This window comes from Pseudomonas fluorescens (assembly GCF_004683905.1).
Taxonomy (GTDB): Bacteria; Pseudomonadota; Gammaproteobacteria; order Pseudomonadales; family Pseudomonadaceae; genus Aquipseudomonas; species Aquipseudomonas putida_A.
In genome coordinates, this window is record NZ_CP038438.1 from 5,490,654 (window position 1) to 5,503,494 (window position 12,841).

Consider the following 12,841-nt stretch of genomic DNA (forward strand, 5'->3'; position numbering starts at 1 on the left):
CAGGAAGCCCGGACTAATAAGATGGCATTGAAATCCCCCGCGTTTCGTAAAAAATTTCCGTTGTTGGTAACCGGCAGTCTGCTGGCTATGCAACCTCTGGCCAGTCAATTCGTTGTTGCCGCCGAGCAGTATGACTGCGCCGTCTCGGCAACGGGTGGCTGGGCGTGTGCGCCCAAGACGCCGGCAGCTGCATTGCCGCCGCGTCCGGTGCATGACGGCAGCGCTGTCAGCGCCGCCGGCGAAGCCCCGGCCCAGAACGGTTCCACATCCGACACCGGCGCCAAGCCTGTGCTGGTCACCGAAGCCAAGGGCCGCGGTCTGAAATCCCGTAGCGAAGACTACAGTCACCTCGACTGGGTTCCGCGCGAGAAGCTCACCGCCGCCCAATTGGCCGAGACCGGTCCTTACTGCTCTGGTTCCTATATCGAACCAATTCGTCCTGGCATGAATGACAAGACGAATAAAAGTGACGCACCGACCTTTATCGGCGCCAAGGCCTCGCGCTACAACACCGAAGATCAGGTGGGTACGCTGGCCGGCGACGTGGTCCTGCGTCAGGGCAGCATGCAGGTCGAGTCCGACGAGGCCAGCCTGTACCAGGCCGAGAGCCGCGCCGAACTCAACGGCGACGTGCGCATCCGCGACAATGGCGCGCTGATCGTCGGCGACCACGCCGATGTACAGCTCGACACCGGTGAAGCCAAGGTCGACAACGCCGAATACGTGATGCACAAATCGCGCATCCGCGGTAACGCGCTGTACGCCAAGCGCGCCGAGAACGCGATCATTCGCTTGAAGGACGGCACGTACACCACGTGCGAACCGAACAGCAACGCCTGGCAGCTCAAGGGCAACAACATCACCCTGAACCCTGCCACCGGCTTCGGTACCGCGACCAATGTGACACTGCGGGTCAAGGACATTCCGATCCTGTACACGCCGTACATCTACTTCCCGATCGACGACCGTCGCCAATCGGGCTTCCTGCCGCCGACCATCGGCACCGGCAGCGATACCGGCTTCATGCTGGTCACTCCGTACTACTTCAACCTGGCGCCGAACTACGATGCCACGTTGTACCCGCGTTACATGAGCAAACGCGGCATGCTGGTCGAAGGCGAGTTCCGTTACCTGACCAAGTCCAGCGAAGGCCAGTTTGGTGCGGCGTATCTGAACGACGAAGATACCGATCGCAGCAAGCAGACCGACTACGAAAAAAATCGCTACATGTACAACTGGCAGCACAAGGGCGGTCTCGACTCCCGTGTGATGACTCAGGTCGACTACACCAAGATCAGCGATCCGTATTACTTCCAGGATCTGACCACTGATCAGATCGGCGTGAAGAGCGCTGACTTCGTGAACCAGCAGGGTTCGGTGACTTACCGAGGCGACAGCTATACCGCGCGCCTGAACGCTCAGCAGTACCAACTGGCTACTGTTTCGAACATCACGCCGTACGGCCGTCTGCCGCAGATCACTTTCAACGGGCAACTGCCGTATCACCCGGAAGGTTTGAACTTCGATTACGAGACCGAGATTGTTCGGTTTGATCGTGATCTGAAAACCGGAACCTTCACTCAGGAAGACGGGATAACGACAGAGAGACGACTGGATACCAATATATTCGGCCTTGCTCGTGCAAACGGCGACCGATTGAATCTGAAACCAGGCGTCAGCCTGCCAATGAACTGGACCTATGGCTTCCTGAAACCATCGCTAAAGTATCAGTACACTCAGTATCAGTTGGATCTGGATGGTCAGGGCAAACGAGACATTGCGACACAAAACGCCGAGCAAGACAAACTCAACGGCACCTTCGACAGCAACCAGAACCGTGGCGTACCGATCGCCAGCGTCGACAGCGGTCTGTACTTCGACCGCAACACGTCGTACTTCGGCAAGAACTATCGCCAGACCCTGGAACCGCGGCTGTTCTACCTGTATGTACCCAAGGTTGATCAGGAAGACATTCCGGTATTCGACACCAGTGAATACACCTTCAACTACGCGTCGCTGTTCCGTGACAACCGCTTCTCCGGCTCCGACCGCGTCGGCGACGAGAACAAGCTGTCGCTGGGTGTGACCAGCCGCTGGATCGAAGACAACGGTTTCGAGCGTCAGCGTATCAGCGTCGGTCAGGCCTACTACTTCAAGGATCGTGAAGTACAACTGCCAGGCATCGCGTTCAACGATCGTAAAGATGCCCAGTCCGACGTATCGCCATACGCGCTGGAATACGAATACCGCTGGAACCGCGATTGGCGCACCACTGCCGACTACAACTGGGATCCGGACAGCCGCAGCCCGCGTTCCGGCAGCGCGATGTTCCATTACCAGCCTGAAGACAACCCGAACAAGGTGGTCAACGTCGGTTATCGCTATCGCAACGACCAGGTTCGTTACGACCAGAACACCGGTAAATGGTCGGTGGGTGGTGGCGACTACGGCACGCCGGGCCAGCCTGGCTACGTGAAGGACTACTACAAGATCCAGCAGCATGACTTCTCGGTCATCTGGCCGATCGTTCCGCAGTGGAGCGCGATCAGCCGCTGGCAGTACGACTACAACCGCAACCGTACGCTGGAAGCCTTCGGTGGTTTCGAATACGACAACTGCTGCTGGAAACTGCGCCTGATCAACCGTTACTGGGTTTCCTACGACGAATTCAGTCAGGAAGCTCCGCAAAACGAAAAAGGCGACCACGGCGTCTTCCTCCAAATTGTTCTGAAGGGACTCGGCGGCCTGACTGGCGCCAAGGTAGAGAGCTTCCTCGACAAAGGCATCCAAGGTTATCGTCAACGTGAAGACCAAGCTTTCTGATTCTCTGCGCCCGCTGCTGCTGGGCGCGCTGTTCCTGGGTACTGCGGCCAACGCCGCAGTACAGTCCATCGATAAAGTGGTCGCGATCGTTGATAACGACGTGGTCATGCAGAGCCAACTGGACCAGCGCGTCCACGAAGTTCAGCAGACCATCGCCAAGCGTGGCGGCGGCATGCCGCCTCCAGGCGTGCTGGATCAGCAGGTGCTCGAGCGCCTGATCGTCGAAAACCTGCAACTGCAGATCGGCGAGCGTTCCGGCATCCGCATTACCGATGAAGAGCTGAACCAGGCGGTCGGTACGATTGCCCAGCGCAACAACATGACCGTGGATCAATTCCGCGCCGCCCTGGCACACGACGGTTTGTCCTATGACGACGCCCGTGACCAGATCAAGCGCGAGATGATCATCAGCCGTGTGCGTCAGCGTCGTGTGGCAGAGCGCATTCAGGTCTCCGAGCAGGAAGTGAAGAACTTCCTCGCCTCCGACCTGGGCAAGATGCAGCTGTCCGAAGAATTGCACCTGGCCAACATCCTGATCCCGACGCCGGAAAGCGCCAACTCTGATGCGATTCAGAGCGCTTACCGTCAGGCGATGGACGTTTACCAGAAGCTCAAGCAAGGCGCTGACTTCGGTCAGATGGCCGTTGCCAAATCCGGCAGCGACAACGCCCTGGAAGGCGGCGACATGGGCTGGCGTAAAGCTGCGCAACTGCCACCGCCGTTCGATCGTGAGCTGAGCAGCATGGCCGTTGGCGACATCACTCAGCCTGCACGTACCCCGGGTGGTTTCATCATCCTCAAGTTGCTGGCCAAACGTGGTGGCGAAGCGCAGATGCGTGATGAGGTGCATGTGCGCCACATCCTGGTCAAGCCAAGCCCGATCCGTGACGAAGCCAAGACCAAGGCCCTGGTGCAGTCGCTGTACGAGCGCATCCTGGCCGGTGAAGACTTCGCTGAACTGGCGAAGAACTACTCCGAAGACCCGGGTTCGGCACTCAACGGTGGCGACCTGAACTGGATCGACCCGAACGCACTGGTACCGGAATTCCGCGAAGTGATGGCCAAGACCCCACAAGGTCAGCTGTCCAAGCCGTTCCAGACCCAGTACGGCTGGCACGTACTGGAAGTCCTTGGCCGCCGCGCCACCGACAGCACCGCACAGGCCCGCGAGCAACAAGCGATGACCGTTCTGCGTAACAAAAAGTACGATGAAGAGCTGCAAAACTGGCTGCGTCAGATTCGTGAAGAAGCCTACGTAGAAATCAAACTCCCTGGTGCAGACCAGGCAGCGCAGTGAAACCCAAGCGTTTCGCGCTGACACCCGGCGAACCAGCCGGCATCGGTCCCGACCTGTGCCTGCTGCTCGCCTCGCAAGCCCAGCCACACCCCCTGATTGCCATCACCAGCCGCGACCTGCTCACCGAGCGGGCCGCGCAGCTGGGGCTGGCCGTCACTTTGCTGGAAGTGGCACCCGGTCAATGGCCGGATGCGCCAGCAGCGGCTGGCAGCCTGTACGTCTGGGACACCCCGCTGAGCGCTCCCGTGGTTGCCGGGCAACTGGACCAGGCTAATGCTGCCTTCGTTCTGGAAACCCTGACCCGCGCCGGCAACGGCTGCCTGAACGGCGACTTCGCCGGGATGATCACCGCCCCTGTACACAAGGGCGTGATCAACGAATCCGGCATCCCGTTCTCCGGACACACGGAATTTCTCGCCGACCTGACCCACACCGCCCAAGTGGTGATGATGCTCGCTACTCGCGGTTTGCGCGTAGCCCTGGTCACCACTCACCTGCCCCTGCGCGAGATTGCCGATGCAATTACGCCGGAACGGCTGGAGCGGGTCACGCGGATTCTGCACGCCGACCTGCAAGACAAATTCGGCATCGCCCGGCCACGCATCCTGGTCTGTGGGCTCAACCCGCACGCCGGTGAAGGCGGACACCTGGGCCATGAAGAAATCGACATCATCGAACCTACCTTAGAGCGCCTGCGCGGCGAGGGCATGGACCTTCGTGGCCCGCTGCCTGCCGACACTCTGTTTACCCCCAAATATCTGGAGCACTGCGACGCAGTGCTGGCGATGTACCACGACCAGGGCCTGCCCGTGCTGAAGTACAAAGGCTTCGGCGCCGCAGTCAACATTACCCTTGGCCTGCCGATCATCCGCACCTCGGTCGATCACGGCACCGCCCTGGATCTGGCCGGCAGCGGCAAGATCGACACCGGCAGCCTGCAGGTCGCCCTGGAAACCGCCTACCAGATGGCCGAGACCCGTTTATGACCGAGCAATACCAACACAAGGCGCGCAAACGCTTTGGCCAGAACTTCCTGCACGATGCCGGCGTCATCGACCGCATCCTGCGCTCCATCAGCGCCAAATCCGGCGACCGCATGCTGGAAATCGGCCCGGGCCAGGGCGCGCTGACCGCTGGCCTGCTCAACTCCGGTGCGCAGCTCGACGTGGTGGAACTGGACAAGGACCTGATCCCGATCCTCAACCAGCAGTTTGCCGGCAAGAGCAACTTCAACCTGCATCAGGGCGATGCGCTGAAGTTCGACTTCAACACCCTCAACGCTGCGCCGAACAGCCTGCGCGTGGTCGGCAACCTGCCGTACAACATCTCAACGCCGCTGATTTTCCACCTGCTGAACAACGCCGGCATCATTCGCGACATGCACTTCATGCTGCAGAAGGAAGTGGTCGAGCGCCTGGCCGCAGGCCCGGGTGGCGGGGACTGGGGTCGTCTGTCGATCATGGTTCAGTATCACTGCCGTGTGGAACACCTGTTCAACGTCGGCCCGGGCGCTTTCAACCCGCCGCCAAAGGTCGACTCGGCCATCGTCCGCCTGGTGCCGCATGCGGTACTGCCGCACCCGGCCAAGGATCATCGCCTGCTTGAGCGTGTCGTTCGCGAAGCCTTCAACCAGCGTCGCAAGACCCTGCGCAACACCCTCAAGCAATTGATGACCGCTGCCGAGATCGAAGCCGCCGGTGTCGATGGCAGCCTGCGCCCCGAGCAACTGGACCTGGCCGCATTCGTGCGCCTGGCCGACAAGCTCGCCGAGCAGGTTCCTGCCGCCCCCGCCGCCGACTGACTGGCGATGTACGCTATCGGGCAGGACGCCACTCTGGTTTACTGCCCGATACTTGCCTAGACTGATTCCCCATCAGCTACGCCTCGCGTTCCGCTTTGCTTAAGGCCCTTTTGCATGTCCGATTCTCGTTATCAGGTCGACGTCAGTGTCGTTACCCGCTACCTGGCAGACCAATCGCAACCCGAGCACAACCGCTTCGCCTTCGCCTACACCATCACCGTGCAAAACAATGGCGCGCTCCCGGCCAAGCTGTTGTCGCGGCATTGGGTGATCACCGACGGTGACGGGCATGTCGAAGAAGTGCGCGGCGCCGGTGTCGTCGGCCAGCAACCGCTGATCGACACAGGCAAGAGCCACACTTACAGCAGCGGCACAGTGATGACCACCAAGGTCGGCACCATGCAGGGCTCTTATGAAATGGTCGCCGACGACGGCAAGCATTTCGACGCGATCATCAAGCCTTTCCGCCTCGCTGTACCCGGAGCCTTGCACTGATGACGACGTACGCCGTCGGCGACCTGCAAGGCTGCCTCGAACCGCTCAAATGTCTGCTCAAGCAAGTGGCTTTCGACCCGAAGCTCGATCGGCTGTGGCTGGTCGGCGACCTGGTCAACCGCGGCCCGCAATCGCTGGAGACCCTGCGTTTTCTCTACGGCATGCGCGATTCGCTGGTTTGCGTACTGGGTAACCATGACCTGCACCTGCTCGCTGCGGCCAACAACATTGAGCGCCTGAAGAAGTCCGATACCCTGCGCGAGATCATTGAAGCCCCCGACGCAGCCAATCTGCTCGAGTGGCTGCGCCAGCAGAAACTCATGCACTACGACGAACAACGCGAAGTAGCCATGGTGCACGCAGGCATCCCACCGCAGTGGTCCTTGCGCAAGGCCCTGAAGTACGCGGCCGAGGCCGAAGCGGCACTGCGTGACGACAACCTGTTTCCGCTTTACCTGGACGGCATGTACGGCAATGAGCCGGCAAAATGGCACAGCGAGCTCACGGGCGTGACCCGCCTGCGCGTCATCACCAACTATTTCACCCGCATGCGCTTCTGCACCGCCGAGGGCAAGCTCGACCTCAAGAGCAAGGAAGGCCTGGATACTGCCCCGCCGGGCTATAAGCCATGGTTCCAGCACAAAGAGCGCAAGACCCGCGGCCTGCGCATCATTTTCGGCCACTGGGCCGCGCTGGAAGGCGATGTCCGTGAACCGGGCATCTCGGCACTGGACACCGGTTGTGTCTGGGGCGGCAGCCTGACCCTGATGAACGTCGACAGCGGCGAGCGCGTGTCATGCAAATGCGATGAACACGGCGGGCTTGCGCCATCAGTCGCACCACTTATCCCCGAAACTCCGCCAGTCAGCGCCCCGCGTTAGACTGCGCACTCTGCCGAGCTACAGGAACCCGCCATGAGCGAATTCAAACGAATCCCCCCGGAACAGGCCCATGCCCTGCGTGAGCAAGGCGCAGTCGTGGTCGATGTCCGTGATCCTGCAACTTTTGCCGCCCTGCATATCAGCGGTTCGAAGCATCTGGACAACCACTCGCTGCACGCCTTCATTCAAGGCGCCGACCTCGATGCACCGACCGTTGTCGTCTGCTACCACGGCAATTCCAGCCAGGGCGCGGCCGCCTACCTGATCAGTCAGGGTTTCTCCGACGTCTACAGCATGGACGGTGGCTTTGAGTTGTGGCGTACGACTTATCCGTCGGAAACCGCGCAAGGCACCGCCGAATAATTTTTTTGTCACGTGCAGGCCCCGGCTGCCGTGGGCCTGCGCGGGGCAGACGAACGGTCTGCCACAACTAATTACGTATCTCGCCTTTACCTCCCGAATTCCCAACTATCCTTAAGCCCAGGCCATCCAAAACAGGGGAGAGCCGGTACACCGGCGCACGGGTCATCGGGAGTGACTTTCAAGGTTGTCGACCGCGAAAGTGTTCTGGGGGGTAAACAGGCAGCCACCACGGCTGCTTGCCAGCATCGACTGAGTGATCCGGCGTCGGCTCCACGTATCGAGCGAGGTGACGTCATGAGTATCTTTAGCCACTTCCAACAACGCTTCGAGTCCACACGCCAGGAAGAACTCTCGCTGCAGGAGTACCTGGAGCTGTGCAAAAAGGACCGCAGCGCTTACGTTTCCGCCGCCGAGCGTCTATTGATGGCCATCGGCGAACCCGAGCTGCTCGACACGTCGACCAACTCGCGGCTGTCGCGGATCTTCTCCAACAAGGTGATTCGTCGCTATCCGGCCTTTGAAGACTTCCACGGGATGGAAGAATGCATCGACCAGATCGTCTCGTATTTCCGCCATGCCGCCCAAGGCCTGGAAGAGAAGAAACAGATCCTCTACCTGCTCGGCCCCGTCGGTGGCGGTAAATCGTCCCTGGCCGAGAAGCTGAAACAGCTGATGGAAAAAGTGCCCTTCTACGCGATCAAGGGCTCGCCGGTATTCGAATCCCCGCTGGGTCTGTTCAACGCCACCGAAGATGGCGCGATCCTCGAGGAAGACTTCGGCATCCCGCGGCGCTACCTGAACACCATCATGTCGCCGTGGGCGACCAAACGCCTGGCCGAATTCGGTGGCGACATCAGCCAGTTCCGTGTGGTCAAACTGTATCCGTCGATCCTCAACCAGATCGCCGTGGCCAAGACCGAACCGGGTGACGAGAACAACCAGGACATCTCGGCGCTGGTCGGTAAGGTCGACATCCGCAAACTCGAGGAATACCCACAGAACGACGCCGACGCCTACAGCTACTCCGGTGCGCTGTGCCGGGCCAACCAGGGCCTGATGGAATTCGTCGAAATGTTCAAGGCACCGATCAAGGTGCTGCACCCATTGCTGACCGCCACGCAGGAAGGCAACTACAACAGTACCGAAGGGCTGGGGGCGATTCCGTTCACCGGGATCCTGCTCGCGCACTCCAACGAATCGGAGTGGCACACCTTCCGCAACAACAAGAACAACGAAGCGTTCATCGACCGGATCTACATCGTCAAAGTGCCGTACTGCCTGCGGGTCAGCGACGAGGTGAAGATTTACGACAAATTGCTGTTCAACAGTTCGCTGGCCAAAGCCCACTGCGCCCCCGACACTCTGAAGATGCTGGCGCAGTTCACCGTGCTGTCGCGCCTCAAGGAACCGGAAAACTCCAACATCTATTCGAAGATGCGCGTCTACGACGGGGAAAACCTGAAAGACACCGATCCGAAGGCCAAGTCGATTCAGGAATACCGCGACTCGGCGGGCGTCGACGAAGGCATGAACGGTCTCTCGACCCGTTTCGCGTTCAAGATTCTGTCCAAGGTGTTCAACTTCGATCCGCATGAAATCGCCGCCAACCCGGTGCACCTGTTGTATGTGCTGGAACAACAGATCGAGCAGGAACAGTTCCAGGCCGAGACCCGCGAGCGCTATCTACGCTACCTCAAGGAATACCTCGCGCCGCGTTATATCGAGTTCATCGGCAAGGAGATCCAGACCGCTTATCTGGAGTCTTACAGCGAATACGGGCAGAACATCTTCGACCGCTACGTGCTGTATGCGGACTTCTGGATCCAGGATCAGGAATACCGCGATCCGGAGACCGGCGAGATTCTCAACCGTGTCGCCCTGAACGAAGAGCTGGAGAAAATCGAGAAACCGGCGGGCATCAGCAATCCGAAGGATTTCCGCAACGAAATCGTCAACTTCGTGTTGCGCGCCCGAGCCAACAACAACGGCAAGAACCCGACCTGGCTCAGCTACGAGAAACTGCGGGTGGTCATCGAGAAGAAAATGTTCTCGAACACCGAAGACCTGCTGCCAGTCATCAGCTTCAATGCCAAGGCGAGCAAAGAGGATCAACAGAAACACAACGACTTCGTTACTCGAATGGTCGAACGCGGCTACACCGACAAACAGGTAAGACTTCTGTCCGAATGGTACCTACGGGTCCGGAAATCGCAGTAAAACAGCTACAAGCTTCAAGCTACGAGCTGCAAGAAAAAAGCATGTGAACGCTGTGCTTCTACTTGCGGCTCGCAGCTCACAACTTGAAGCTGCCCGGAGGGCCACGTATGAGCTATGTGATCGACCGACGTCTCAATGGCAAGAACAAGAGCACGGTGAACCGCCAGCGCTTCCTGCGGCGTTACCGTGATCACATCAAGAAGGCTGTCGAAGAGGCAGTCAGCCGCCGTTCCATCACTGACATGGAACACGGCGAACAGATCAGCATTCCCGGTCGCGATATCGACGAACCGGTGCTTCACCACGGTCGCGGCGGCAAGCAGACCGTGGTTCATCCCGGCAACAAGGAATTCACTGCCGGCGAACACATCGCCAGGCCTCCGGGGGGCGGCGGTGGACGCGGTCCCGGCAAGGCTGGCAATTCCGGCGAGGGCATGGACGAATTCGTTTTCCAGATCACCCAGGAAGAATTCCTCGAGTTCATGTTCGAGGACCTTGAACTGCCGAATCTGGTCAAGCGCAACCTCAGTGGTACCGACACCTTCAAGACCGTGCGCGCGGGGATCAGTAACGAAGGCAACCCGTCGCGGATCAATATCATCCGCACCCTGCGCTCGGCCCACGCCCGGCGCATTGCGCTGTCCGGCAGCAGCCGTGCCAAACTGCGCGAGGCCAAAGAGGAACTGGCGCGATTAAAGCGCGAAGAGCCGGACAACTTCGGCGATATTCAGGAACTCGAAGCGGAAATCGAGAAACTCAGCGCGCGCATTCACCGCGTGCCGTTCCTCGATACTTTCGACTTGAAATACAACCTGCTGATCAAGCAACCCAACCCCAGCTCGAAAGCGGTGATGTTCTGCCTGATGGACGTGTCCGGCTCGATGACCCAGGCGACCAAGGACATCGCCAAACGCTTTTTCATCCTGCTGTACCTGTTCCTCAAGCGGAACTACGACAAGATCGACGTAGTGTTCATCCGCCATCACACCAGCGCCCGGGAAGTGGACGAGGAAGAGTTCTTCTACTCGCGGGAAACCGGCGGCACCATCGTCTCCAGCGCCCTGAAGCTGATGCAGGAGATCATGGCCGAGCGCTACCCGAGCAACGAATGGAACATCTACGCCGCGCAGGCTTCCGACGGCGACAACTGGAACGATGACTCGCCGATCTGCCGCGACATCCTGATCAATCAGATCATGCCGTTTGTGCAGTACTACACTTATGTGGAGATCACCCCGCGCGAACACCAGGCCCTCTGGTACGAATACGAACGCATCGCCGAAGCCTTTTCCGACACGTTTGCCCAGCAGCAACTGGTCTCGGCCGGGGATATCTATCCGGTCTTCCGTGAACTCTTCCAGCGCAGGTTAGTGACATGACCGCCAAAGAGCAGAAACGCCAACCCATTTCCACCGGCTCCGAATGGACGTTCGAGCTGATCCAGGCCTACGACCGCGAAATCGCCCGGATTGCGGCCGGCTATGCCCTGGACACCTATCCCAACCAGATCGAAGTGATCACCGCCGAACAGATGATGGACGCCTATGCCTCGGTCGGCATGCCACTGGGCTATCACCACTGGTCCTACGGCAAACACTTCCTCAGCACCGAGAAATCCTACAGCCGCGGCCAGATGGGGCTGGCCTACGAGATCGTGATCAACTCGGATCCGTGCATTGCCTATCTGATGGAAGAAAACACCATCTGCATGCAGGCGCTGGTGGTGGCACACGCGTGCTATGGCCATAACAGTTTCTTCAAGGGCAATTACCTGTTCCGCACCTGGACCGATGCCAGTTCGATCATCGATTACCTGGTGTTCGCCAAGCAGTACATCATGCAATGCGAGGAGCGCCACGGTATCGATGCGGTGGAGGACCTGCTCGACTCCTGCCATGCGCTGATGAATTACGGGGTCGATCGCTACAAGCGTCCCTACCCGATTTCCGCCGAGGAAGAACGCCGGCGGCAGAAGGATCGCGAAGAGCACTTGCAGAAGCAGATCAACGATCTGTGGCGCACCATCCCCAAAGGCGCGGACAAGTACAGCGACAAGGACAACGCCCGGTTCCCGGCCGAGCCGCAGGAAAACATCCTGTATTTCATCGAGAAGCACGCGCCGTTGCTGGAGCCGTGGCAACGGGAGATCGTGCGGATCGTGCGCAAGATCGCCCAGTATTTTTATCCACAGCGTCAGACTCAGGTGATGAACGAGGGCTGGGCCACCTTCTGGCACTACACCCTGATGAACGACCTGTACGACGAGGGCCTGGTGACTGACGGGTTCATGATGGAATTCCTCACCTCGCACACCAGCGTGGTGTTCCAGCCAGGCTTCGACAGCCCTTACTACAACGGGATCAACCCCTACGCATTGGGTTTTGCGATGTATCGCGACATCCGCCGCATGTGCGAAAACCCCACCGAGGAAGACCGGCGCTGGTTTCCGGACATCGCCGGTTCCGACTGGCTGTCGAGCATCAAATTCGCCATGAGCAGTTTCAAGGATGAGAGCTTCATCCTCCAGTACCTGTCACCGAAAGTGATCCGCGACCTGAAGCTCTTCAGCATCCTCGATGACGACCAGAAGGACGATTTGCTGGTCCCGGCGATCCACGACGAAACCGGTTACCGGATCATCCGCGAAACCCTGGCCGCGCAGTACAACCTCGGCAACCGCGAACCGAACGTGCAGATCTACAGCATCGACCGCCGCGGCGACCGCTCGCTGACCCTGCGTCACCAGCAACATGACCGCAAACCCTTGGGCGATTCCACCGACGAGGTACTGAAACATCTGCACCGGTTGTGGGGCTTCGACATTCACCTGGAAACCCTTCAGGGCGACCAGATCATGAAAACTCACCACGTACCGCCGCGAAGTGAACACAGCGAGGGTGATTACGGTCGACTCGACCTGGCCGTGATTCATCTCTAGATGCGGTTCTGACCTCCGAAAGTCCG

At 59.4% G+C, this 12,841-nt stretch carries 10 protein-coding genes; all 10 read left to right on the forward strand.

Annotation, left to right across the window (positions count from 1 at the left end; genetic code table 11):
• Positions 1-21: 21 nt before the first annotated feature.
• The 10 genes from E4T63_RS25460 to E4T63_RS25505 all read left to right on the forward strand — a co-directional run bounded on the left by E4T63_RS25460 (position 22) and on the right by E4T63_RS25505 (position 12,815).
• Positions 22-2,823, forward strand: coding sequence for an LPS-assembly protein LptD (locus E4T63_RS25460; RefSeq protein WP_135296682.1), 2,802 nt, complete (start codon positions 22-24; stop codon positions 2,821-2,823).
• Positions 2,804-4,120, forward strand: a complete 1,317-nt coding sequence (locus E4T63_RS25465) for a peptidylprolyl isomerase (RefSeq protein ID WP_134787469.1) — start codon at positions 2,804-2,806, stop codon at positions 4,118-4,120. Before E4T63_RS25460 ends, E4T63_RS25465 begins: the two co-directional genes overlap by 20 nt.
• On the forward strand, positions 4,117-5,106 hold the full coding sequence (gene pdxA, locus E4T63_RS25470) for a 4-hydroxythreonine-4-phosphate dehydrogenase PdxA (RefSeq protein ID WP_135296683.1): 990 nt from the start codon (positions 4,117-4,119) through the stop codon (positions 5,104-5,106). Before E4T63_RS25465 ends, pdxA begins: the two co-directional genes overlap by 4 nt.
• Positions 5,103-5,921: a 16S rRNA (adenine(1518)-N(6)/adenine(1519)-N(6))-dimethyltransferase RsmA gene (gene rsmA / locus E4T63_RS25475; protein ID WP_027610718.1), complete on the forward strand. Its 819-nt coding sequence runs from the start codon at positions 5,103-5,105 to the stop codon at positions 5,919-5,921. The genes pdxA and rsmA overlap by 4 nt, the downstream gene beginning before the upstream one ends.
• Positions 5,922-6,035: 114 nt before the next feature.
• Positions 6,036-6,416 carry a Co2+/Mg2+ efflux protein ApaG gene (gene apaG, locus E4T63_RS25480; RefSeq protein ID WP_134787470.1) on the forward strand — a complete coding sequence of 127 codons (381 nt, stop codon included), beginning with the start codon at positions 6,036-6,038 and terminating at the stop codon, positions 6,414-6,416.
• Positions 6,416-7,297 carry a symmetrical bis(5'-nucleosyl)-tetraphosphatase gene (locus E4T63_RS25485; RefSeq protein WP_135296684.1) on the forward strand — a complete coding sequence of 294 codons (882 nt, stop codon included), beginning with the start codon at positions 6,416-6,418 and terminating at the stop codon, positions 7,295-7,297. The genes apaG and E4T63_RS25485 overlap by 1 nt, the downstream gene beginning before the upstream one ends.
• 33 nt (positions 7,298-7,330) lie before the next feature.
• Positions 7,331-7,660 carry a thiosulfate sulfurtransferase GlpE gene (gene glpE / locus E4T63_RS25490; protein ID WP_135296685.1) on the forward strand — a complete coding sequence of 110 codons (330 nt, stop codon included), beginning with the start codon at positions 7,331-7,333 and terminating at the stop codon, positions 7,658-7,660.
• A 294-nt stretch (positions 7,661-7,954) separates the two neighbouring features.
• Positions 7,955-9,877 (forward strand): PrkA family serine protein kinase, encoded by a 1,923-nt coding sequence (locus tag E4T63_RS25495; RefSeq protein WP_003228848.1) that lies wholly within the window; start codon positions 7,955-7,957, stop codon positions 9,875-9,877.
• A 107-nt stretch (positions 9,878-9,984) separates the two neighbouring features.
• Positions 9,985-11,256: a YeaH/YhbH family protein gene (locus tag E4T63_RS25500; RefSeq protein WP_003228849.1), complete on the forward strand. Its 1,272-nt coding sequence runs from the start codon at positions 9,985-9,987 to the stop codon at positions 11,254-11,256.
• A complete protein-coding gene (locus tag E4T63_RS25505; RefSeq protein ID WP_027610714.1) occupies positions 11,253-12,815 on the forward strand; it encodes a SpoVR family protein in 1,563 nt (520 codons plus the stop codon). The genes E4T63_RS25500 and E4T63_RS25505 overlap by 4 nt, the downstream gene beginning before the upstream one ends.
• Positions 12,816-12,841: the final 26 nt, after the last annotated feature.